The organism is Thermogemmata fonticola (genome assembly GCF_013694095.1).
Lineage (GTDB): Bacteria > Planctomycetota > Planctomycetia > Gemmatales > Gemmataceae > Thermogemmata > Thermogemmata fonticola.
Genome location: NZ_JACEFB010000007.1, coordinates 1 through 23,290, shown reverse-complemented (window position 1 = coordinate 23,290; position 23,290 = coordinate 1). Strand labels below are relative to the sequence as shown.

The 23,290-nt window shown below is 64.3% G+C and carries 14 protein-coding genes and 1 CRISPR repeat array; of the genes, 11 read left to right on the top strand and 3 right to left on the bottom strand.

Translation table 11 applies throughout. The features are described 5' to 3' along the window. Positions 1 to 198 precede the first annotated feature (198 nt). From H0921_RS10650 to H0921_RS10625, 6 genes are all read left to right on the top strand, one after another. Positions 199 to 4,026, top strand: coding sequence for a vitamin B12-dependent ribonucleotide reductase (locus H0921_RS10650; protein ID WP_194538068.1), 3,828 nt, complete (start codon positions 199 to 201; stop codon positions 4,024 to 4,026). Between the two features lie 355 nt (positions 4,027 to 4,381). Further along, positions 4,382 to 5,590, top strand: coding sequence for a HEAT repeat domain-containing protein (locus H0921_RS10645; protein WP_194538067.1), 1,209 nt, complete (start codon positions 4,382 to 4,384; stop codon positions 5,588 to 5,590). Between the two features lie 262 nt (positions 5,591 to 5,852). Further along, the gene (locus H0921_RS10640; RefSeq protein ID WP_194538066.1) at positions 5,853 to 6,797 is read left to right on the top strand and encodes a hypothetical protein; all 945 of its coding nucleotides are present in this window, start codon (positions 5,853 to 5,855) and stop codon (positions 6,795 to 6,797) included. Continuing rightward, complete coding sequence (locus H0921_RS17910) at positions 6,740 to 7,237, top strand: type II toxin-antitoxin system VapC family toxin (protein WP_228499413.1); 498 nt, start codon at positions 6,740 to 6,742, stop codon at positions 7,235 to 7,237. Before H0921_RS10640 ends, H0921_RS17910 begins: the two co-directional genes overlap by 58 nt. A 698-nt stretch (positions 7,238 to 7,935) precedes the next feature. Beyond that, on the top strand, positions 7,936 to 9,186 hold the full coding sequence (locus H0921_RS10630) for an ATP-binding protein (protein ID WP_194538064.1): 1,251 nt from the start codon (positions 7,936 to 7,938) through the stop codon (positions 9,184 to 9,186). A gap of 5 nt (positions 9,187 to 9,191) precedes the next feature. Beyond that, positions 9,192 to 9,905 (top strand): response regulator, encoded by a 714-nt coding sequence (locus tag H0921_RS10625; RefSeq protein ID WP_194538063.1) that lies wholly within the window; start codon positions 9,192 to 9,194, stop codon positions 9,903 to 9,905. Between the two features lie 215 nt (positions 9,906 to 10,120). Here the strand turns inward: H0921_RS10625 and H0921_RS10620 are convergent, their stop codons facing one another. Both H0921_RS10620 and H0921_RS10615 read right to left on the bottom strand, forming a co-directional pair. Then, on the bottom strand, positions 10,121 to 12,478 hold the full coding sequence (locus H0921_RS10620; RefSeq protein WP_194538062.1) for a DUF2961 domain-containing protein: 2,358 nt from the start codon (positions 12,476 to 12,478) through the stop codon (positions 10,121 to 10,123). Positions 12,479 to 12,758: 280 nt separating this feature from the next. Further along, entirely contained in the window at positions 12,759 to 13,586 is an 828-nt protein-coding gene (locus H0921_RS10615; protein WP_194538061.1) for a winged helix-turn-helix domain-containing protein, read from the bottom strand. A gap of 380 nt (positions 13,587 to 13,966) precedes the next feature. On the opposite strand from H0921_RS10615, the gene H0921_RS10610 reads away from it, so the two are divergent. The 3 genes from H0921_RS10610 (at position 13,967) to H0921_RS10600 (ending at position 18,314) form a co-directional block, all read left to right on the top strand. Beyond that, positions 13,967 to 15,238 carry a hypothetical protein gene (locus H0921_RS10610; RefSeq protein WP_194538060.1) on the top strand — a complete coding sequence of 424 codons (1,272 nt, stop codon included), beginning with the start codon at positions 13,967 to 13,969 and terminating at the stop codon, positions 15,236 to 15,238. 510 nt (positions 15,239 to 15,748) lie between these two features. Further along, positions 15,749 to 17,302 carry a DUF11 domain-containing protein gene (locus H0921_RS10605; protein WP_194538059.1) on the top strand — a complete coding sequence of 518 codons (1,554 nt, stop codon included), beginning with the start codon at positions 15,749 to 15,751 and terminating at the stop codon, positions 17,300 to 17,302. Positions 17,303 to 17,405: 103 nt separating this feature from the next. Continuing rightward, positions 17,406 to 18,314: a phosphoribosylaminoimidazolesuccinocarboxamide synthase gene (locus H0921_RS10600; RefSeq protein WP_194538058.1), complete on the top strand. Its 909-nt coding sequence runs from the start codon at positions 17,406 to 17,408 to the stop codon at positions 18,312 to 18,314. Between the two features lie 145 nt (positions 18,315 to 18,459). Here the strand turns inward: H0921_RS10600 and H0921_RS10595 are convergent, their stop codons facing one another. Then, complete coding sequence (locus tag H0921_RS10595; protein WP_194538057.1) at positions 18,460 to 20,058, bottom strand: FHA domain-containing protein; 1,599 nt, start codon at positions 20,056 to 20,058, stop codon at positions 18,460 to 18,462. A gap of 193 nt (positions 20,059 to 20,251) precedes the next feature. Between H0921_RS10595 and H0921_RS10590 the strand changes: the two genes are divergently transcribed. After that, on the top strand, positions 20,252 to 20,989 hold the full coding sequence (locus H0921_RS10590) for an acyltransferase (protein ID WP_315851878.1): 738 nt from the start codon (positions 20,252 to 20,254) through the stop codon (positions 20,987 to 20,989). A gap of 3 nt (positions 20,990 to 20,992) precedes the next feature. Next, positions 20,993 to 22,138 (top strand): glycosyltransferase, encoded by a 1,146-nt coding sequence (locus tag H0921_RS18330; protein ID WP_194538055.1) that lies wholly within the window; start codon positions 20,993 to 20,995, stop codon positions 22,136 to 22,138. Between the two features lie 147 nt (positions 22,139 to 22,285). Beyond that, positions 22,286 to 23,253: a CRISPR direct-repeat array (repeat unit 36 nt; unit sequence GTTTCAAACGCCTTTCGGCATCACTGCATGTGAAAG). Between the last annotated feature and the right edge of the window lie 37 nt (positions 23,254 to 23,290).

The following is a 23,290-nucleotide window of genomic DNA, read 5'->3' as shown; positions in this document are numbered from 1 at the left end:
TCCCCTGAGAGGACAAACCAAACCGGATCCGCCTTCTACCTCTTCGAGTGATTTGGGGTCCAGGTGCCGCAGCCGTCAAATGTGCTCTATGCAGGATTTAATGTCTGGAATGTACAAGACATGAGACGATAGCTGTATGAGATAGTGACTAGGTTCACGAATTTGCAATGATTGCTAGCAATATCTGGGAGTGAAGCAATGAAAATTCCGCGTTATTTCACTCGTGAAGGACAAGACCCATATACAGGCATTCCCTTTGTCTCACGATCATCGGTGATTCGCAATCCCGATGGGTCTGTCGTCTTTGAGATGAAGAACGTGGTGGTGCCGGAGCACTGGTCGCAAGTGGCGACAGACATTTTGGCGCAGAAGTATTTCCGGCGGGCCGGTGTGCCGGCGCAGACGCGACGGGTGCCGGAGGAAGGAGTGCCGGAGTGGCTCTGGCGGAGCGAGCGAGCCAGTTCCGACACGCCTTTGGGGACGGAGACCGACGCCCGGCAGGTCTTCCACCGCCTCGCTGGCTGCTGGACCTACTGGGGCTGGAAGGGCGGCTACTTCTCCAGCGAGGCCGACGCCCGCGCCTTCTATGATGAACTGGTCTACATGCTGGCCATGCAAATGGCGGCACCCAATTCCCCGCAATGGTTCAATACAGGATTGCACTGGGCTTATGGCATTTCCGGCCCGCCCCAGGGGCACAAATATGTCGATCCGCAAACCGGTGAGATCAAAGATTCCACAAGTGCTTATGAAAGACCGGCTCCACATGCCTGCTTCATTCAAAGTATTCAGGATGATCTGGTTAATGAAGGCGGCATTATGGATTTGTGGGTGCGTGAGGCCCGCATCTTTAAGTACGGCAGCGGCACCGGGACCAATTTCAGCACCCTGCGGGCGGAAGGGGAGCCGCTGTCCGGCGGGGGCAAGTCCAGCGGCCTGATGAGCTTCCTGAAAATCGGCGACCGCGCCGCCGGCTCGATCAAAAGCGGGGGAACCACACGCCGCGCTGCCAAAATGGTCATCCTCGACCTCGACCATCCCGATATCGAAGAGTTCATCCAGTGGAAGGTCATCGAGGAGCAGAAGGTGGCGGACCTGGTCGTCGGTTCCCGCCTCATGAATAAACATCTCAATGCGATTCTCCAGGCGATTCATCAATATGCCGGTACAGAAGAAGAACGGTTCGATCCACGCCGGAACTCGGCTTTACGCCAGGCGATCCTGGAGGCGCGATCTGTATGGATTCCTGACAATTACATAGCCCGCGTTCTCCAATTGGGGCGTCAAGGAATCCAGCATATCGAAGTCGAGGAATACAATACGGACTGGAACTCTAAGGCTTATTACACCGTCAGTGGTCAGAACAGCAACAATTCCGTGCGGATTCCGAATGAGTTTATGGAGGCGGTGGAGGCCGACGGCCCGTGGCCTTTGTATTGGCGCACGGAGCTGGAGCGGGCCAAGGCGGAAGGCCGCCCGCCGCGCCCCTGCCGCACCCTCCGCGCCCGCGACCTGTGGGACCAGATCGCCTATGCCGCCTGGAGCTGCGCCGATCCGGGGGTGCAATTCGACACCACGATCAACGAATGGCACACCTGCCCGGTCGATGGCCGCATCCGCGCGAGCAATCCCTGTAGTGAATACATGTTCCTCGATGACACGGCCTGTAATCTCGCTTCACTCAATCTGTTACGCTTTTACAATCTTGAAACTGGCCACTATGATCTGGAGGCTTATCGCCATGCGATTCGCCTCTGGACGATTGTGCTGGAAATCAGTGTGTATATGGCCCAATTTCCCAGTGCGGAGATCGCCCGCAGATCATATGACTATCGCACATTGGGATTGGGTTATGCCAATTTGGGAGCGTTGTTGATGGTGCAGGGGATTCCGTATGATTCGCCGCGGGGCCGGGCGGTCTGTGCTGCTCTGACGGCGATCCTGCACTGCGTGGCCTACAGCACCAGCGCGGAAATGGCGGCGGAGTTGGGGCCGTTCCCCCGCTATGCGGCCAATCGGGAGGCGATGCTGCGCGTCATCCGCAATCATCGGCGGGCGGCCTGGAATGCTCCGCCGCAGGAGTACGAGGGCTTGACGATCCTGCCACAGGGCTTGCAGGAGAGGGATTGCCCGCCGGAGTTGCTGGCGGCGGCGCGAGCCGAGGCGGATCGCATGCTCGAACTGGGCCAACGCCACGGCTTCCGCAATGCCCAGGTCACGGTGCTCGCCCCCACGGGCACCATCGGCCTGGTCATGGATTGCGACACGACCGGCATCGAGCCGGACTTCGCCCTGGTGAAGTTCAAGAAGCTGGCGGGGGGCGGCTACTTCAAGATCATCAATCAGTCCGTGCCGCCGGCGCTGCGCCGCCTGGGTTATGCTCCGTGGCAGATTGAGGACATCGTCCGCTACGTCCGCGGGGCGGGGACGCTCGAAGGCTGCCCCCACATCAATCCCGGCACGCTCAAAGCCAAGGGATTCACGGACGAAATCCTGCAACGGATCGAGGAGCAGTTGCCCACAGCCTTCAAACTCCGCTACGTGTTCAACCGCTGGACGATCGGGGAGGAGTTCCTGCGCACCGTGCTGCGCGTGCCGGAGGAGAAGCTGCGGCAAAGCGATTTCGACCTGCTCGCCTGGCTGGGCTTCACCCCGGAGCAGATCGAGGCGGCGGAGGCGTATGTGTGCGGCACCATGACCATCGAAGGCGCACCCCATCTCAAGGAAGAGCACTATCCCGTCTTCGACTGCGCCAACAAGTGCGGGGAGAAGGGGCAGCGCTTCCTGAGCTGGGAGGCACACATTCGCATGATGGCGGCGGCCCAGCCGTTCATCAGCGGGGCGATCAGCAAGACGATCAACATGCCGCACGAAGCGACGATCGACGACGTGAAGAAGGCCTACTGGCTCTCCTGGCAGTTGGGGACGAAGGCCAATGCGCTCTATCGGGACGGTTCCAAGCTCAGCCAGCCGCTCAGCACGACGGATTCCCCGGAAGCGAAGCTGCTGGCCAGCGTGGTGGCCGAGGCGGGGACCAATGCCAAATCGGACAGCAATAGTTCCCGCAGCGAAGCCCGGCGGGAGACGGCCTCCAGCGTGGGAACCGCCGCTGAACCGCCGCGCACCGCGGTCCAGGCCGCCGAACGGATCACGGAGAAGATCGTCCACCGCTACATTGCCCGCCGCCGCCGACTGCCCGATCGCCGCGCTGGCTACACCCAAAAAGCCCGCATCGGCAACCACAAAATCTACCTCCGCACCGGCGAGTACGAAGATGGCACCCTCGGCGAAATCTTCATCGACATGCACAAGGAAGGGGCCGCCTTCCGCAGCATGACCAACTGCTTCGCTATCGCCGTCTCCCTGGGCTTGCAGCACGGCGTGCCGCTCGAAGAGTTCGTCGATGCCTTCCTTTTCACCCGCTTCGAGCCGAACGGCGTGGTCCAGGGCAATCCCCACATCAAGATGACCACCTCGATCATCGACTACATCTTCCGGGAGCTGGCCATCACCTATCTGGGGCGGTACGATCTGGCCCATGTCATGCCGGAAGATTTACGCGGGGATGCCCAGCACGATCCACAGGATGATCCAGACTTCGACGAGGAAGAAGTCGTGGCGGAGCGGACGGTGGAAGTGCCCGGAGGTCTGGCCGGCGGTGCGGCAGGAGGCAGTGCAGGAGCCAGCGGCCTGGCGGCAGGAGTGTCTCATCCGCGCTCGGTCCATTTGCATCCGTTGCGGGGGCGCGGAACCGCTCCAGCCGGAAGCACCAGCGCCGCCGTCCCAAGCGTCCCGGTTCGCAATGCCACTACCGCCCACTCTGCCGCGGGGAGCAGCCCGACTGCGGGAAGCGGCCCGGCGGCTGGGAGCAGTCCTACCGCTCAGGCCTTGGCCGAACGCATCCGCCTCGCTCGTCAGAAAGGCTACGAAGGCGACCCCTGCCCCAAATGCGGCCAATTGACCCTCGTGCGTAGCGGCGCCTGCCTCCGCTGTGACACCTGCGGCGAAACCACGGGATGCAGTTGAGCCGCCCCTTTTTCCTTTTTCCGAAAGCGACGCGGTGCAGTTGAGCCGCCCCCTTCCCGCTTCCCTTTTCCTGCTGGGATTTCCTCATCCCGGGCGTGCACTTCTTTGTTCCTGGGGGGGAACTCCCCGGCCTGCGGTGGGGACGACGCTCCCTGTTGTTCCTGCTGCCGTCTTTTTTTCAGCTCCTGAGGCAAAGGAAAAGGTTGGTGCGCCGCACGCGGACCGTCATAATCAATAGCGGCGGGTGCTGCGTTCCTGCGGGGCGGATCGCGCGGACAGTCGCGGGCTAGGGCGGCTCCGCCGGGACGAGGGAGGAAGGGAGCCGAGGCCGTTCTGCCAGCCGGGAGGATTCCTCATGAGCAATGCCAAATGCAGAGGGTGGCGGGGAAGCGGAAGGGCGGCGGTTGTGCTCCGGCGCGGGGGATTCGCCCTGCTGCTGCTGTTTCCCCTGGTGCTGGGGTTGGGAAGCGAGGGGCGGCTGACCGCACGGCTGGCGGCGCAGGAGCCGGAGTATCAGGGCAAGAAAGCGTCGCTGTGGCTGGACATGCTGGCCAACGATGCCTCGGTTCGCAAGCGTGCGCTGGCAGCAGAAGCGGCGGGCCGGCTCTGGCAGGAGCATCGCTACACCGAGGCGCTGGCCGGGATTTTGCGCGCCGTGCGGGTGGACACCTCCGCCGCGGTGCGTGGGACGGCCGCCCAGGTGCTGGCCGGCTTGCCCGAACGGGACCTGCGCGCCTGTGCCAAGGAGCTGGCCGAAGCCATGCAGGCGGAAAAAGATTCGCGCGTGCGGCGGGAACTGGCCCTGCTGCTGGCCCGGCATGAAGAGCTGGCCCGCCCCGCGGTCCCCGGCTTGGTGCAAGCCCTGCGCGATCCGCAAGCGGCCGTCCGAGCCGCCGCCGCCGAGGCGCTGGCCGTCGCGGGACCGGAGGCCAAGTCCGCCGCCGCCGACTTGGTCACTCTGCTGCGCGATAGCGACCCGGCAGTCCGCCGAGCGGCCGTGCGCGCCTTGGGCCGAATCGAACCGGCTGGGGCCGCCGCCGTCGCCGACACCCTCGCCGCTCTTCTCACCCAGGAAAAAGACCGCGAGCTGCGCTGGGAGATCGTCATCAGCCTCGGCTTGCTCCAGGAGAAAACCCCCGCCGTGCTCCAGGCGCTCCACCAACTGCTCCAGCAGGAGGACGGCGAACTGCGTCTGCGCACCCTGCGTGTGCTAGGGAGCTTCAAAACGGCTGCAAGAGGAAGCGCCGCAGAGGTCCTGCGCCTGGCCCGCTCCGATCCTCTCAAAAGCGTCCGTCAGGAAGCCGTCCATACCTTCGCCGCGCTCCACGGACCGGAGCTGATCCAGCATCTGTCGGAACTGCTCAGCCTGCTCAAAGACCCGGAGTACGAAGTCCGCCTGGCCGTGGTCGAAGAAGTTGGCGCCTTGGGACCCGCCCTCCAGAACCACGCCGAGGCCCTCCGCAGCCTGCGTCAGCGTCTAAGCGATCCTCATCTCAAGGTCCGGGAAGCCGCCGCCGCCGCCCTCAAACGCCTCGAACCGAAACCCAAAGCGGACAAGGAGTGAGGGACCCCAGTTCAAATGAATGACGTTATCGGCAGTTCCTGAAAGCCCAAGGTGAACGCTAAACAGTGAAACGGTGGGCGAACAGTTTTGCGCTCCCATCAGATAACAGCCGCGATCCAGTGAACGGTTTTGGCCTTCCATCTCATGGCCGTGATCAAGTGGATTGATTGAACTGACTCTACAGGCTACCCTTATGCAGAGGGGGGTGATCTGAGAGACAGACATCTCCATTCCAGGTCAGGAAAGCGGGAGGAGGTGGGCCGTGCCTGAGACTCGACGCATCATCCTGACCAGCGACCACCATTACGGCAAACGCCTGCCGCCCCAAGTGGGGATGGTCATTCAGTGGCTGCCGGTGTTGATCGCGGACTCCGTTTCCATGGCCTTCCGACGACAAAGCCGTTTTCCGGGCAAAAAGCCTGGATGGTTCAAGGCCGCAACGGACATTCGATTCATCGGTCATGAGGGGGATGACGCGAGCGAACTGATCTTTGAAGCGCCACGGTTGGGGGAAGCCGCCCCGGAGCTTTATCAGCAGCCCGAACTCTGGCCATCGAGGCCGGAACCGGTGGATACAGGGTTCGAGGTGTTGGGCGATGTGCTGGCAGACATTTCGTCCGACTGCCGCGACAGTGATCGATATGATCGGGGGCTGTTGAAGCACATTTTAAAGCTGCGGTCCCTATTCCAGCGTGGCATTTTTGGCGACATCGAAGTCGGGAGTCAACGGCACAAAAATGGGATGACTCCGCATCTGAATCGGACGGTGCTGCACACGGCGGAGAGCATACATCGAACAACACCTCTGCCGCGACGCCTGAAGCTCTACGGCACGCTCGACATGCTTCGGGCCAGTACCCAGGGGTTTGAGATTCGATTGGACAGCGGCGAGAAAGCCCCGGGAGTGCTGGTGCAAGGTGACGTGCGGCAGTTGCAGGGATTGCTCGGTTGCCCCGTCACGGTTTATGGCACGGCAGTCTTCCGTCCTTCCGGTCGACTGTTGCGCATCGACGCCAACGAGATCGTGCCGGCGTTGGAGCAGGACCGCTTCTTCACCACAATCCCCCGTGGAACACTGCCCCCAGGCTGCTCGAAGCGGATCATCGGGGGACAAGCAGCTCGCGGGGAACTCGCGGCCATCGTTGGCAAATGGCCGGGAGACGAAACGGACGAACAAATCCAGGAAGCACTCCGCCGCCTGAGCTAAAACATGCCCACCGATCACTTGCTCGACACCAATATCTTGGTGCACTTGATTCGAAACAAGTCCTTGGGCCAGCGGATCCAGACCCAATACAACCTGCGGGCTCTATTATCACGCGCTGCCTGATTTCCGTGGTTACGGTGGGCGAGATGGAAAAGTTGGCGCGCTTGCTGGGTTGGGGCAATAACAAACTGTCCAAGATGCGAGAGCTGCTCCAGCAGTTGATCGGGATTGACATCAACGATCCGGCGATATTTTCGGCTTATGCAGAGATCGCATGTTTCAGCGAGGGGCAGGGGACCAGAATGGAAGACAATGATGTGTGGATTGCAGCGACGGCGAAGGCCAGCGGCTGCACGCTTCTGACGACTGACCGCGATTTTGACCACCTGGACCCCACTCACTTGAGACGGATTTGGATCGATCCCAAAACGCAGAGCTAACGGCTGACGCCTCAATCAATAGCTCTATTTTTGCTGCTTGAACTGGCTGGTCCCTCGACGAATCTAGTTGTTTCTCCCATCAGCTTCCCTAGTCCAGGATCGCGGGCGGCAGGCGCGGCCAGCTCCTTGACTTGTTCCTTTCCCTGACTTGTTCCTGATGAGTTCCTTCATGAGTTCCTTCATGAGTTCCTGACTTGTTCCTGACTTATTCCTGAAAAGTCCGGACTTGCCTCGTTTCCTGCCGGTCTGGAGCGGCTCAGTTTCACTCTGTCCGCAATTGAGGGGAAAAACGAATTATGTTCATGCCCCAAGCGAAACGGCGCGAACTTGTTCTCCTCCCCGTGAGAATTGTTGGTACGCGGAGGAAGCAATTTGTGGCCGGGTCGAGAGTAGGGGGGGCTAAAGCATTGGCACGGGGCGACACAAGTTCCCGCAGACTCCGAGCTGTAGTGGAAGGATGAGAACCGGCCTGAAGAAGAATGGTTTCTCTACAATAGTAGCTGGCAAGTCTGGCCGCTGCGTAACTGCTAGTGCCGCAAGCGATTGAGGAATACGGCGGGTGTCATCGCGGGAAAAGTGAGGTGAAACGATTTGACATCGCTTGAAGGCGTTCTAGATACAGGTTGAAAGTTTCACTGAAGATAGTGAAGACCACGCTATGGGTGCAGAGGCGGAGGCGCCGGAGGAGGCCAAAGCGGATGGCACGAAATAGCAAAATGGGAGCGTGGCTGGAATTCGTGCCGCAGTGGTGGTCGGAGGGGACGGAGCCGGCGGTGCTGGAGCATCTGCTGGCGCGGTGGGCGGCGGTGTGCGGCTGGCAGAGCTGCGGGCTGGTGGTGCCCACCGGCGAGGAACTCGCGGCGTTGACGGTGCAGGGGGGTGGGGCGAGCCGGGAAGTGCCTCCGGAAGCCCCCGATGCCCTCCGGCGTTTGCGCGGCGGGGAAAGCGGAGTGCATTACAGCGCGGCGGAGAGCAGCGGGCGGTATTTTGCGGCGATCACTCTGCCGGGGCGGGGAATCGGCGCGGTCTGGGCCCAGGCGCCCCGCGAGCAGCCCTGGGGCGAGTTTGAGCAGGCGTATCTGGTACTGACCGGCCGGGTGCTGGAACAGACCCCGGTGCTGCAAGTGCTGGCCGGTCCGATCATTGATCCGCAGCGGCTGCACCAGCGGCTCTCGGACGCTGCCGTCATCGCCGGGCGCATGGCCCACGACTTTGACAACATCCTCACCGGCATCATCGGTTTCTCGGATTTGGCTCTGCCTCTTTTGCCGAGCGGTTCCCAAGCCGCCTCCTACATCGCCGAGATCGCCAAGGTGGGGCAGCGCGGGATTCAGTTCACGCAGCAGTTGCATCAGCTCAGCCGCAGCGGGCAGCACAAGCCGACGGCCGGTTCGGTGGCCCTGGCGGTGGCGCGGGAAGAAGGCCGGCTCAAGCCGCACATGCATCCCCACCTGCGCGTGGAGAAGGAGCTGCCGGTGCAACTGCCGAGTGTGGCCCTGGACACGCCGGCGCTGCAAGTGGTGGTGGGGCACATTCTGGAAAATGCGGTAGAGGCCTGCCCCCAGGGGGGAAGCGTGCGCATCAGCGCCCGGGTGCAGACTCTCTCGGCTGCGGAAGCGCGGACGTTTTTGGGCCGCCTCCAGCCGGGGGAGCATGTGGTGATCCAGGTGGTCGATAGCGGCACGGGCTTGAAGCCGGAGGTCCGCCGCCGCCTCTTCGTCGAGCCGTTTTTCACCACGAAAGTCCGGCATCGCGGATTGGGATTGGCCATCGCTTACCGCATTCTCTGGGTCCATCACGGAGGCATCAGTTTGGAACCGGTGCCGCCTCCGGGCAGTGGCACGCAGGTGCGCATCGCTTTGCCTCTGGCCAATACCCCCGCTGCCACGACTCCCGCCCCGGCCAGCACAAGCAGTAAAAATCCGGCCACCCAGGTTGTTGGAGGATAGCATCCATGCCGTTTGACATCGATGATCGCCTGACGCAAACTCCGAAACCCGTGTTCAAAGCTCCGGGGACACGAACCCGGCCCCAACCTGCCATGCGCGATTTACAATCCGCCGGCGATATCCGCATCCTCATCATCGATGACGATCCCGGAACCTGCTCGGTGATCCAGGCGGCGCTCTCCAGCCGTAACTTCATCATCGATACGGTCTCCGATCCCGCCCTCGTGGAAGCCACGCTCGCCTCCCCCACCCAGTACCACCTCATCATCCTGGACTATGTGCTGCCCGGTCTGGAAGCGGAGCAGGTCTTCGCCTGGGTGCGGGACCATCAGCCCCAGGCCAACATCATCGTGGTGACCGGCTACCCCTCGGTGGATAGCGCCCTGAGTTGCTTGCGTGCCCGCACCTACGACTACATCACCAAGCCGTTCCAGGTCGATCAGCTCCGCGACACCGTCTTCCGCTGCCTGGAAAGCAAGGGCCTCTTGCGCATGACCGAAGAGGCCCTGCGCGAATCCCTGGGCAACGCCATCCGCGAGCGGCGCAAGAGCCTGGGCCTCACCCTGGCCAACGTCAGCGACCGCACCAACATCTCCCTCGGCTACCTTAGCCAGATCGAACTGGGGAAAAACTCCGCCTCCATCGAGACGCTCTACCGCATCTGCCTGGCCCTGGGCATGAAAATGAGCGAGCTGTTCCAGTCGATCGAGCGGGGCTAAGACAGGCCGATCCAGACGCCAAGTCCACGCCAAGACAGCGGAATTGAGACGAGCGGGTCGAGACCCAAGTCGGCGGAAAAAGCCGTGGCTAGCCTGGCCGGTCGATGGCCAGGGAAGCGGGGCGAACGGGGGACAAGGACGGTGGGTGAACCCGGAGGCGAGGCCCGCCCCGTTTCACGCTTCCGGTGTATAGATGTACTAAATCGCCTGAATTGTCAAGGTTTCCATTCCGGCAGCACCCAGCAGTAGGCGGTGTAGGCAATCTCCGTCCAGGCGGTCTCGGTCAAGGGATAGCCGGGAAAGAGGGGCCTTTCCACCGGGACGAATTGGAGGCGGACGCGCAGGCGGGATCGGCCCCGTGTGAGCGCCGCCGGAATGATGAACTCGTCCTCCCGGAAGCGGCGGTTGGACGTGACCACGATGTGTTGCGTCTGGCCCAGTTCCTCCGGCGGACGGGAATAGACGCAGGTGCTGGAGCCAGCCAGGTACCACGTCCCCGCCTTCTGGAACTCGCCCACTTGGCCGTCGCTTTCCTCGGCCACGTACACGTCGGCCCGTTGATGGGGGTAGGCGTAGTCCAGTTTCCGCCGCAGGAGCACGCCCCAGTTGTCGGGCCGAAGTTGGATCGAAAACTCGGAAGTGCCGCGGGTCTTGCGGGCCGTGTCGGTTTGTTCGGGATAGACGACGAGCACCTTGCGGGGTTCCTTTCTCACTTCGTCCGGCCCCCACTCGTAGCGGGAGGTGATCGTGTAGGGTGCGGAGGCCTGAGGGGAGACGTAGCGGTGGCTGGTCTCGCTTTGGGGATCGCCGATCTTCAAGCTGTCGGTGGGAATGAGGGCCGGGGCGGGGGCACCGTACCAGTAGACGACCGCCTGGTAATGTTCCGTGCTTTCGTTCTGCCCGCCGTGTTCCAAGCGGATGATCGCCCTTCGGCCAAAGGGGAACAGGTCGGCGAGCAGGAAGCGATAGGCGGAATGGATGAGATCGTCGTCGGACTTGGGTTTTTCATTGCGGGGAGCGCCGCAAGGGTGGCCGGCCAGGGGAAGGGTCGAGGTTTGGCCACCCTTCCAGTAATCGCCGCCGCCGCCCCATTCCTCGGTGCCGGTGCCTTGGGCCTGCGGGGTTTGGCTATCGTCGAAAAAGAAGCGCGGGTCCCCTTCCAGGGTGGACAGCTCGCCGCGATGCGTGAAAATCCAGGACATACCGACGAAGCTGCCCGACCACTCTGGCACGCCTTCCGCCCCCCGTGTGTCAAGCAGGAGCAGATCGTGCCCCAATTCCGGCGTCGGATGGTCGCTGAAAGTGGCATGGAAATAGCCGACGTGGGATGGCGGTTCCCGCAGGGGCATGAAGCGGACGCGCCAGCGGATGTTCGAGACCCCCTCGGTGGGGGCGCCAACTAGTTCGATGCGGGCGGACTTATAAAACGGCATGGGGAAGAAACAACTCAGCCGCACTTGCTCCGCCTCAAAGCGGATGAACATGGGGAATCCCCGAACCAGGTACTCGGCGGCGTTGCGGTTGTAAAGGGTGCCGGCGCCGAAGAAGAGGGCCAGGGGCGCTTCCACCGAGGGCTGGGCGCGGTTGTCCCAGGTGATCCGCAGCGTGGCCCGGCCGAAGGCGCGGGCTTGGGTACGCGGCACAAAAAACTCCAATGCGCGAAGGACCGACGGGGCCTGGGTCAACTCCACGAGTTTTTGGGTCTGGCCAGCCGGCAGATCGCCCTGGCCGGTGGCGGCCCGTAGCTCCAGCTTCTGCCCGTCCGGGGAATCCGGTTCGGGAATCAAATCGGTGCCGCTCCGCCGTAGCAACTCCAGCACGTCGGACGCCGGCGCATCGTCGCTGGTCCAGGAACGGATCGGTTGGGAGAGCTTGGCACTGGGGTCGAAAAGATGGTAGATGTAATAGCCGGTGCCGTAGTGAGTGCGCCCATAGGCCATGCGGAAGGAGCGTTCAAAGGGAATGGGCACCCACATCAGGTCGGCGCCTTGGGTGACCGGCCAGGTCCAGGTCAGAGGATGCGGGAAGGCCTTTTCGGGCAGGAAGACGGTGCGGGTCAACTTCCGGGCATGGACCGGGTCGGCGGTGCCGGTTTCCTGGACGATGAAATCTCGGCCATCCACCTCATAATGCCACGGGCTGCCGTGCCAGTGATTGTACCGGGCAAAGTACAACACGCCTGGTCCAAGCACATCGAGGGTGACGTTGAAGTCGTCGGCGGTCTGATAGAGAAAGTGGCTGGAGTCCGCTCCCTTGTTCCCGCCGGTGCGGTCATAGGTGCTGCGCATGTAAGCCCGCACGCCAATCCGTTGCAGGTACCAGCGATCCCATTGCCGGTAAGCATCCAGACCGACGGGAATCACGGGCGGTTCCGTCTTTTTCCCCGGCGGTTCTGCCTTGGGAAGGGGCGGTTCTGCCTTGGGAAGGGGCGGTTCTGCCTTGGGAAGGGGCGGCTCCGTCCCCAGGACTATGCTCGCCGTCACTGCCAGCAGAAAACTGAGCACGCTGCCCGCCACTCGCGTCGTCAACCGATTGATCCCTGGAGCGGGGACTGGGGAGAGGGATTGGCTCATGGCGATTCCTCCGGGGAGTGATGCCTCGATGCCTTGGGGGAATAGCGTGTGGGTGCGTGATTTCTCTGAGGAGTATCCTTGGGCGAACAATTCCTCCGGGGAGTATCCTTGGGGCGGCGATTTCTCCAGGGGTATCCCCTGGTGGAGTGAGTTCTCCTGGAGATCGCCTTGCCGGAAAGGTAGATCGCCTTGCCGGAAAGGTGCGAGCCGATCGTTTGTGGTGTTGTCTTCCTGGTATTTGTGATGTCGTCCTCCTGTCACCTGCCGACGTAGGGAAGACCTACAGAGCCGGAGCGGGGGGTTCGCACCAGGCGGGGCCGACCTGGTAGCCGCGCTTGCGGATGGTGACGATGGCCGGGGCTGAGGCGGGGTCGGAGTCGGCGGGGCGGAGCTTGGCGCGCAGGCGGGCGATGTGCATGTCCACGGTTCGAGTCGTTAAGCCCTCGGCGGGAATGCCCCAGACTTGTCGCAAGAGTTCCTCCCGGCTGATGACCCGCGAGCGGTGCGTCAGTAGGTAACGCAAGATGGCCGCCTCCATTTCGGACAGGCGGATGCAGGTGCCATCCGGGCGGTGGATGCAGCGCTGCTCCAGGTTGACGAGGCAGTCGTGGACGCGTAGGGGGCCGGCGGCGGGAGGCGCAAGGGCAGCGGCAGCTCCCGGAAGCGGCGGAGCAGGGCGGGCACCGGCGGGGGTCGGGGAAGGCGGCGGGGCACTGGCCGAGGCCGGGGAGGCGGCGGCGGGAGGCGCGGCGGAATCGGGCTGTAGCAAGGCGGCGAGGGCGGCGGCCAATTCCGCACGGGTGAAAGGGGTGGCCAGGTAACCCCAGCGGACCGGCTGGAGCGGCGCGAGCAGCTCCCGGAGCTGCTGCGGCGGGAGGGGAGCATCGAGAAGCCACAACTGGGGGCAGGCGATTCCGCGGGGCCAACGCGACCAGTCGGTGTTCAGCAGCAGACGGGTGGAGGCGAGGACCAAATCCACACGGCGCAGCAACTCCGGCTCCAGGTCGCGCAGAGTGGCCGGGACCGCCGCATGGCCCAAGTGCTCCAGCCAGCGTACCAGTTGCTGCCGCTCTTTCCCCGCTGGGGCGATGACGAGGAGCTTGCCCATACGTTGCCATCCCGCCTGAAGGTCCGCCTCCTCCGGAGTTTTTCCCGCCGCCGCTGCCGCCCAGCGCCGAGGCCAGCAGCCCTTTCCCAGCTTATCCCAGCTTACCCGCCTTGGGCGTGCGCCCGGTCCGGTCCCTGCCGCTGCCTCTTCTACCCCTCTTCACCCAAAGAGACGAATCACTCCCGCCGGACCAACGGCGGAAAGCCGCCGAGCGAGAGGATTTTTTCTCCGGTGCCGAAGACGCCTGACCGATCTGTCGAATAGCCTGGGGGAATCTTTACGAGTTTGAGCAAAGATCAGGCCGGTGCGGTGCCGAAGATGATTCCGAGGAAATGGAATCCTAGGGTTGCGGAGTCCGCACGGGGTATGTGGGGGGGACTATGAAACGAACGGCGACGACATTGGTGTTACTGGCCGGTTTCGGAGGCGGCTGCGTGAGCACTGACGGCGCGCGGCCAGCGAGTCCGGGGGGATACAATACGGTCACTTACGGCCGGGTGGTGCCGGGAGTGGTTGGTCCGAGCGGCGAGCCGGTGATTGCGGCGCGGGGGGTGATGCCCGCTTCGGGTTCCAGCAGCGGCAGTAGCGGTGGGAGTGCCGTGCGGCCGGCCGGTTGGCTCCGTCCCGCGGACGATGGCTGCACCACCTGCGCCCATGTGCCTGGTGCCCATGCCCCCCTCTTCGGGCCGCACTTCGACAAATGGGCCAAGGTCAGCAGCGGCACTTCGGCCCCGGTCGTGAGCGAAACCCACAAAGGGATTCTGCCGGTGCCGGGGATGGGTCCGCCGGGTGCGGTGGCCGCGGTGGGTGCCCTGGTGCCGGGCATGATGCCGACTGGACCGCTGGGCGCGCCGCCCGCCGCGATGGGACGCACGTCGATCAAGTTCACCGGCCCCGCCGGCATGACCATCACCTGGCAGTTGGCCAACGGACAGTTCAGCGAGCAAGGGTTGAAAGCCCCGGCGGCCTACAACTTCCTCCAGGGCCAAATCTACCGCCTGCGCCTGAGCAATCTCGGACCGGACTTCGTCGGCGATACCTTCTACCCCACCCTGGAAGTGGCGCCGGGTAATCCCAAGACGCTGACCTTCCTGGCGCATTCCAGTGTGCCCGTCAGCTTCACCAGCGAAGATTTCCAGCAGGCCAAGGCGGGCAATCTCGTGGTCAAGGTGATCTACCTGCCGGATCGGGAGAATCAGGAGTTTGCGGTGGCGGGGGCGGAGGAATTGGTCTCGACGCGCTTGCCGCCGGGAGCCGACCCGATCCAGGAAGCCCAGAGCCGCGGCAGCATCCTGTGCATCATCCGCCTGGGGAACATCGATCTGGAGAACAAAAACTCTCCGGCGATGAATGCTCCGCCCGCGGTGACTCCGCCGGCCGCTCCGCCGCGGGTGATGCCGCCGACGCCGCCGATGCCGGTCCCGCCGCCGGAGCCGAAAAAGGGAACGGTGAGCAGCGCTCCGGCTTCGCCCAGTGCTCCGGCTTCGCCCAGCGTGGCCCCGCCGCTAGCTCCTGTGCCGGGATCGGTCGCGCCGGAACGGAGTGTCACTGGCCCCGCTCCGCTGCCGCCGCTGCCCGCGGTGCCGCCCGCACCACCGAGTGCCGCCCAGGGTCCAGCTTCGCTCCCGGCCGTCCTACCGCCCGTGAAGTGACACTCTACGGACAGCCAGGGCCGCTTGCGGGTCATGGTGACACGACGCAGACAGACCAGAGCCGCCTGCGGGTCATGGTCACACTGTGCAGACAAGCTCAGGGCGGCCTGCGGGACCAAGGAACACCCGCGGGCCGTTTTTTCGCCGAATCTGACGCCCAGGACCAGGGGAAACGACGAGGGGAAGCGAGGAGCGCGGGCGACGGCGCGGAAGCCCCAACGGGGCGGTAAAATCCTACGGCCCCTGGTTTTTTCCTCCAGCTCAGGACGGGCGGAAGTGTAGCCAGCGGGCCAGAGGCAGGTGCCCTGGGTTTCTCCCCGCGCTCAGGTATGGGCCGATCAGACCGGCAACGTGAGAAACAGCCGGGGGACAACCGGCAGCCGCCGGGAAGCATCGGCAGCCGCCGGGAAGCATCGGCAGCCGCCGGGAAGCATCGGCAGCCATGGGGGAAAGAGCGGAAGCTGCCGGGATTCGTGGTGGGGGGAATGGAGCATGCTCCCAGGAGTGCGCATGGGACGGATGCAGCGCAGGGTGCGAGTCGGGCCAGGTGTGGGTGCCGGCCTGATGCCGCTTTTGCTAGCCGCGGTGATCGGCGGCGGGGTGGTGCCGGCGGCTCCAGCGAGCGATCCGAGCCATCCGAGCGGGCCGAGTGCGCCGCGCCCTGGGGTTCCGGCTGCGGACCTGGCGCCGCTGACCTACGTGCGCTTCCTGCTGCCGGAGGGGGTGCGCGTGACGGTCTATCCCGGCACGTCGGCGGCACGGCTTTACCCTGGTTCGGTCCGCCTGGGTTTGCGCCCCGGCTATAGCTACCGCTTCGAGCTGTCGAATTTACCGCCGGAGCTGTTCGTACCGCCGGAGGCGCCCACGGCGCTGTATCCCGAAGTGACGGTGTATGGCAGCCTGCTGTCCCGCGGGGGAATCCGGGCCGAGGATTTTCCCGTGCCTCTGCTCCTGAGCCGGGAGGACCTGAGCCGGGCGCTGAGCGGAGGGGTGGTCGTCAAGTATGTCTATCTGGAAGACCCGGCGCGGGCGATCCCGGCGGCGACCACGCCGGATGCGCCTCTGGAACTGAACGATGCCAATGAAACGACGGCCCGCCAGCACGCCGAGCAGCAGGGCCGGTTGTTCGTGGTGCTGCGGCTGGGGAACCGTCTGCCGACCGCGGAGGAGTTGCGCCAGGCGGCGATCGCCAACACCATCCTGTTGCCGGAGATGGCCCGTCTGCCCGCCCCGATGCGGCCCCCGCAGTTTCCCGTCTGGCACGTGCCTCCCTTCGACCCGCTGGCCGGTCCCAAACCGCTCCAGGAAGAATGCTTCCTCAACGGCGGGGATCGCGGCTGGCCTTTGGGAATCAATCCCCGGCAGCAGCTCGGCGGCCTGGATGTGGGCGATGTCGCCGTGGAGTACACCCTCCGCCAGCAGCGGCGCGTGGCCACGACCAACCCCGTGCGCCTCTGCGCCCCGCGCTTCGTCCTCCGCCGAGCCGAATGGCTGCCCCAGGGAGTCTATGCCGTCCACCATGCTGCCCTGGCCGAGGAGCGGAGCTTCCCCCTGGCCGTCCGGCAGCGGGAGCAGCCGCGCGCCGACTTCCACTACCAGCGCCTGCAAGCCTTCAGCGGCCAGCTCAGGCCGTCGCTCTATCTCAGCCAGACGGGCACGTCCCTCTTTGCGGCTGCTCAGCGCCTGGAAGCTGTTGCTCAAGTCCAGGGCGTGAAAGTCGCCGCCGTCCTCGTCGCCCCGGAACAATTGACGGCGTACCCCACCCTCGCCCCGCTCACCGCCAGCAAGCAAATCGACCCTCCGGGACCCAAGCAGCCCGGCGACGTGGTCACCATCACTATTCGCTTCTTCAACAGCGGCGATCAACCCTTGAGCCAACTGGCCATCACCGACCATCTCAGCCCGCGCCTGGAGTATGTTCCCGGTTCGTCCCAGAGCAGCCGCGCTGCCAATTTCTTCCTCCAGGAACAGGAAGGTGGTACGCAGCAACTCCGCTGGGAACTGGTCGGCGACCTGCTGCCTGGACAGGGCGGTGTCATCCGCTTCCAGGCCCGCGTCCGCTAAGTCTGGCCTTGCTGGCGCCAGGGGCCTTGCCGCTTGAGTCCCCCCGGGCGTGCTGCCTTCTTCGCCTGTTTCCTGGGCCAGGGCTGCCTCCTAGGATGCCTCTATGAGCGACCTGTCTGACGCCCCTCTTCTGACGACCGACATTGCCGGCTACCCCTGCCGCCGCGGCAAGGTGCGGGATATTTACGATCTGGGGGACCGCCTGGTCATCGTGGCCACGGATCGCTTGAGCGCCTTCGACTGGGTGCTGCCGACGGGCATTCCTCACAAGGGGCGCATCCTGACCGCGCTGAGTGACTTCTGGTTTCAGTGGCTTCAGGTGCCGCACCATCTCCTGAGCACGGAGCTGAAAGATTTGCCAGCGGCGTTTCAGCAGCCGGAGCTAGCCGGACGGGTCATGCTGGTCGTCAAGACGGCGGTGATTCCGATCGAATGCGTGGCCCGCGGCTATCTGGCCGGCAGCGGTTGGAACGAGTACCGCCAGCGCGGCACGGTCTGTGACATTCCTTTGCCACCGGGTTTGCGTCAAGCCGAGCGCCTGCCAGAGCCGATCTTCACCCCGGCCACCAAGGAGGAAGGCGGGCGGCATGACCAAAACATCTCGTTGGCCCAGATGCAGGAACGGCTAGGCCGGGAATTGGCCGAAGAATTGCGCCGCCGCACCCTGGACATCTACCGCCGCGCCGCCGCCTATGCCGAAGAACGCGGCCTCATCCTGGCGGACACCAAGCTGGAGTTCGGCTTGACACCCGGCGGCACCCTCTTGCTCATTGACGAAGTGCTGACACCGGATAGTTCCCGCTACTGGCCGAAGGAGTCCTATTCCCCCGGCTCTTCTCCGCCTTCCTTCGACAAGCAGTATGTCCGCGATTGGCTGGAGAGCTGCGGCTGGGACAAGCAGAGTCCGCCGCCGCCCTTGCCCCCGGAGGTGGCAGCCCGCACCGCCGCCAAATACCGGGACGCCCTCCGCCGCCTCACCGGCAGGATCGACTGGCCGGGATTGCCCGCCTGACGGCCCGGCAGACACGCCTCGCATCCTCGCGCCCGGAGTCAGCCCTCTGCTGTTGGTGTGATAACACTTTGTCACTCTTATGCCCGCGCTGGGCTGCCGCTCGGCCTCTCTCGGCTCCGCCCCGGCGGAGGGGAAGGCGGGCCATTCACCCAGCGCTGTTGTGGCGGGACTTGCTCCGCGGTTCCACGCGGGCGTGCGGCAGCGTGCTCAACATGGACGCATCGGTGGGATCGGCGGGCGGATCGGCAGCTTCCCCGGAGGGTCCCGACGAGGGGGGCGAAGGAGGGAAGGGGGGTGAGGAAGGAATCGGCGCCGGCGGAATCGGCGGGCGCACTCGCGGCGGTGGATGCCGGATTTCCCGCGGTGTCTCGCTGGCCCAACGGGATAGCTCCGCGTGCACGCCTTGGAGGCTTTCGCTCACCCGTCGCAGGCTGTGGAGCGTTTCCTCCAGCTTTGCCTGCTGCCCCGGCGGCAAATGCATCCCCACTTCCACCAACAGCGCGCAGGACTGCTGGAGCAGCGCCGCCATCCGCTGGTGCAACTGCCCGATCTCCCGCAGGAGCAGGACCAGGCGGCCCTCTTCGCGCGTCTCCGCCGCGGCAGCTCCGCGGGTTTCAGCCAGTGCCACCGCACTGCTCCCCGCTTCTTCCGCCCCGGCACGGGATAATGAGGCAGACAGCTCCTCCAGTACGGAACCGGCCTCGGTGGGCCGCGGCTGGGGCGGGGGAGTCAAACTGCCAGACTGCGCGATGAGAATCGATTGCGAAACTTCGCCGCCGCTCGTGCCGGGGGTGAACGCTTCCGCCATGATGTGGGAACTGGACAGACCCGCCGCGGAGGCTGAACTGGAAGAAGGCAGAATGCCCAGGGGGACTTCGTCCTCGTCGTGCAGAGACGGCGGCGGTTCCGCCGGCGTTCCCCGCTGCGGTTCCTCCAGTCCGGAAGCGGACGATCGGCTAGCGGGAGAGGCCGGCCTGCCTGGCCCGGCGGATGTCACCCCTGGCGGCCTCTCGCTTCCCCTTGACCCCGCTGCTGGGGCGCCCACCTGCACCCCGATGCGGAAGCGCCCCACCCACAAGTCTGCCCCGTCTGCCAGCGGCGACACCCGCATCCGCTCCCCGTTCACCACCACGCCCCGGCCGGACAGGTCCACGATCCACAAACCGCTGGCCGTGAAGACCAGGCCGCAGTGATAGCGGCTGATGTCCTCGGCGGACAGGCGGATCTTGCACTCCGGCGCTCGGCCAATGAGCGTCAGCCGTCGGTTCACCTGCCAGCGGTCCCGCGCCCGCTTGCCGTTACGGAACTCCAGCACCGCGGTCGGGAAGTGCCAGGCCAGGGTCGCATCCGATTGCAGCGGCTGGTACTCCTCCGGGAACGCCTCGCTCTCGGCCAACTCCGCCGGCGGCCTTTGCAACATCAGCACGAACGGACCCACACTCAGGGAACGATCCTGCCGCAGCCAGCCCGACCCCCGCCGCCCATCGGACCAAAGCAGTCCCGCCCGGCTCCCCAAATCCACCGCGTAAACCTGCCCCTCCAGCACTTGCAGCCACAAATGCCGCGGGTCCACCTCCGGGTCCGTCAGTGTTACATCGCAGGCATCATCCCGCCCCACCAGCACGAACGGCGACTCGATCTCCCCTTCCGCCAGCTTGTCTCCGTCGTGCAAATGAATGCGCAGCTCCAGCGCCTGCTGCATCCCGCAGCTCTGAGCGAAGCGTTCGAGAATTGGGTCGGTCATGGGCGTTGACCTCCCATCCGTTGGCTGCTGCGCCGACACCGCCACCGTGGCCGGTCCTGACCAACGCATTGCTCCTATAATACCTCATGTCGGAATCCTTGGCAGCCAAAAAATCATCCGCCGCCCTGGGCTTTCGGGGGTGGAGCAAAACCTTCTTTCGCCCCAGTGCCAACTCTGCATTCGGAGCGTAACCGTGCACGGGAAGGGTGACAGGGATGGGACACCGCCGCGCGCCGGGAACCCCCTCAAACGCTGGCTCAAAGCCGCTGCCCGCGCCCTGGCTCTGATTCTGGTGCTGCCTCTGCTCCTCCTCTACCGTCTCCAGAGCGGCCTCTTCGGGCCGGATCGCGCCCTGGAGTCCGCCTCTCAGCTTCTGTCCCTCCTGCCGGGCATCACCGGCCAGTACCTCCGCCGCGCCTTCCTCCAGCAGGTGCTGGCCCATTGTCACTCCAGTGTGCTTGTGGAGTTCGGCACGCTCTTCTCCCAATGCGGCGCGGTGCTGGAAGAGAACGTCTACGTCGGCCCGCGCTGCCTCCTGGGACTGGTCCACCTGGAACGGGATGTCCTCCTGGCCGGGCACGTCCTGATCCCCTCCGGCGGACACACCCACGCCTTCGAGGATCCCAGCCGGCCCATCCGGGAGCAGGGGGGCGAGCGGCGGCTGGTGCGCGTGGGCGCTGGCTCTTGGATCGGCGCCGGAGCCATCGTCCTGGCGGATGTGGGCCGGGGATGTGTGGTCGGCGCCGGGGCCGTGGTCACCCGTCCTCTGCCGGACTTCGCCGTGGCTGCCGGAGTTCCCGCCCGCGTCCTGCGCTTCCGCACCGCCCCATCACCCTCTGCTGACAGCAATCAGTCAGCAGACCCCGCCCTTTCCGCCGTCCCGCCGCCAGACCCCCCCTCCTGCCCCGCTCCGCTGCCGGACCAGGAGTGAGCCGTGAATGCCCCCTCGCCCGCACCGCTTCCCCCGCTCCTCGTCTTCTCCGATCCTTGGGGCCGCCACCCCTCCAGTTGCCAGCATCTCATCCGCCGTCTGCTGGACCGCACCGCGGTGACCTGGGTCGAAGTCATCGGCCTGCGCCGCTGGCAATGGAATGTCCAAAACCTCCGCCGCGCCTGGGAACAGCTCCGCCGCTGGTGGCAAGCGCCTGTCAGCTCCCCTGCCGCCGCTCCCCGGGTTCTCCGGCCCCTCCTCTGGCCCGCCTTCCGCTCCTGCTGGGCACGCCGGTTCAACACCCGCCAGTTCCTCCGCTCCCTGCCCGCTTGGCCCGAACCTCCCGTCGTCCTGACCACGCTGCCCCTCGTCGCCGACTTGCCTGGCCGGGTCCCCGCCCGCCGCTGGGTCTACTACTGCCTCGATGACTACGCCGCCTGGCCCGGCTGGGATGGCCCCACCCTGCGCCGCTGTGAAGAAAAACTCTTTCCCCGCCTCGACCGCCTCATCATCACCCATCCCCGCCTCCTCGACCGCCTCCCCCCGCACCGCCTGCCGACTCTGCTTTTGACCCACGGCGTGGACGCCCGCCGCTTCCAGCATCCCCCCGCCGCCTGGCAGCCGCCTCTCGCCATTCCCCCGCCCTGGATCATCTACTGGGGCCTGATCGACCAGCGCCTCGACCCCGCCTGCCTCCACGCTCTCAGCCGCGCCCTCCAACGTTGTCCCACCGGCGGCAGCCTCCTGCTCCTCGGACCACAGGACGCCCCGCCCCGCGATTTGACACAATTGTCAAATTTGTACATGTTGCCAGCAGTGCCTTATGAAGACCTGCCCGCCGTCGGCGCCGCCGCCGCCGTCCTCATCGCCCCTTATCGCGACAACCCCCTGACCCAGGCCATGCAGCCGCTCAAGTTCCTGGAATACCTGGCCACGGGGAAACCCGTAGTCGCCCGCCGCCTGCCCGCACTCCAACCCTGGGCCGACGCCGCCGATCTGGCCGACACCCCGCAACAGTTCGCCCGCCTGGTCCTGGAGCGCCTCCGCAGCGGTTTACCGCCCCAGCAACAGGCCGCCCGCCTCCGCCTTCCAGCCGAAACCTGGGAGGCCAAAGCCGAACTCCTCGCCCGCTGGCTCTTCGCCGACTAACCACCCCGTTGACCGTTCGACTTCACACTTCGCTTGAACTGCTGACAGTTAGCGATTTCTGGGATTCGTATGTCCAACGCCTTTGCGGCATCAGGGGCTGGCCCTCACCCCTTTTTCCCCTCTCCCGAAACTTCGGGAGAGGGGATGACTTCCCATGCCTTTCGGCATCACTGCATGGGAAAGTTAGACCCGGAATTCATGGAGCTGTACGGGTGGATGTTTCAAACGCCTTTCGGCATCACTGCATGTGAAAGGTCATTATTCCGCCTGGGTTGAATTGAGAGAGTTAGTTTCAAACGCCTTTCGGCATCACTGCATGTGAAAGGGGCCGTCCACGCGGCACGGTGACGCCACGATGTGTTTCAAACGCCTTTCGGCATCACTGCATGTGAAAGGAGCCTGGAGCGGTTATCCCAGGCCCGCAGGTCCCGCGTTTCAAACGCCTTTCGGCATCACTGCATGTGAAAGAAAAATTGTCGGCAAGGTAATTGTTAGTAAGCCGCAAGAGTTTCAAACGCCTTTCGGCATCACTGCATGTGAAAGAAACCTACATAATTGACCTGGCTTGGCCTGGAATGTTTCAAACGCCTTTCGGCATCACTGCATGTGAAAGACCGATACTCCCCCAGCCAGGCCGGCTGAGGTCGCGTTTCAAACGCCTTTCGGCATCACTGCATGTGAAAGTTGATAACCTCCTTGTCACTGACATGAAAATCACAAGTTTCAAACGCCTTTCGGCATCACTGCATGTGAAAGTCCTACTAGGCTCTTTCAACTTACCTCTTCTGACCTGTTTCAAACGCCTTTCGGCATCACTGCATGTGAAAGGGGCTGTGGTGGGCGGTACCAGCCCGAACTTCAACGCCGTTTCAAACGCCTTTCGGCATCACTGCATGTGAAAGGACATGCCATCGCCTCCGCCCTCCTCTGGCTGGAAGAGTTTCAAACGCCTTTCGGCATCACTGCATGTGAAAGCATGGGGGTCCGCTTCGAGCCCCACCCGGACAAAAGTTTCAAACGCCTTTCGGCATCACTGCATGTGAAAGGCCAAGGCGGCCTGCGGCGCATCACGCATCGCCGTTTCAAACGCCTTTCGGCATCACTGCATGTGAAAGACAATTTCGCGCTTCAATTCCTGGGTTGTGTTGAGTG

Coding starts and splice junctions, on each gene's coding strand:
- H0921_RS10630 (WP_194538064.1), top strand. CDS start 7,936: ATGGCACGAAATAGCAAAATGGGAGCGTGGCTGGAATTCGTGCCGCAG.
- H0921_RS10610 (WP_194538060.1), top strand. CDS start 13,967: ATGAAACGAACGGCGACGACATTGGTGTTACTGGCCGGTTTCGGAGGC.
- H0921_RS17910 (WP_228499413.1), top strand. CDS start 6,740: ATGGCCGGGAGACGAAACGGACGAACAAATCCAGGAAGCACTCCGCCG.
- H0921_RS10605 (WP_194538059.1), top strand. CDS start 15,749: ATGGGACGGATGCAGCGCAGGGTGCGAGTCGGGCCAGGTGTGGGTGCC.
- H0921_RS10615 (WP_194538061.1), bottom strand. CDS start 13,586: ATGGGCAAGCTCCTCGTCATCGCCCCAGCGGGGAAAGAGCGGCAGCAA.
- H0921_RS10620 (WP_194538062.1), bottom strand. CDS start 12,478: ATGAGCCAATCCCTCTCCCCAGTCCCCGCTCCAGGGATCAATCGGTTG.
- H0921_RS10645 (WP_194538067.1), top strand. CDS start 4,382: ATGAGCAATGCCAAATGCAGAGGGTGGCGGGGAAGCGGAAGGGCGGCG.
- H0921_RS10600 (WP_194538058.1), top strand. CDS start 17,406: ATGAGCGACCTGTCTGACGCCCCTCTTCTGACGACCGACATTGCCGGC.
- H0921_RS10595 (WP_194538057.1), bottom strand. CDS start 20,058: ATGACCGACCCAATTCTCGAACGCTTCGCTCAGAGCTGCGGGATGCAG.
- H0921_RS10625 (WP_194538063.1), top strand. CDS start 9,192: ATGCCGTTTGACATCGATGATCGCCTGACGCAAACTCCGAAACCCGTG.
- H0921_RS10650 (WP_194538068.1), top strand. CDS start 199: ATGAAAATTCCGCGTTATTTCACTCGTGAAGGACAAGACCCATATACA.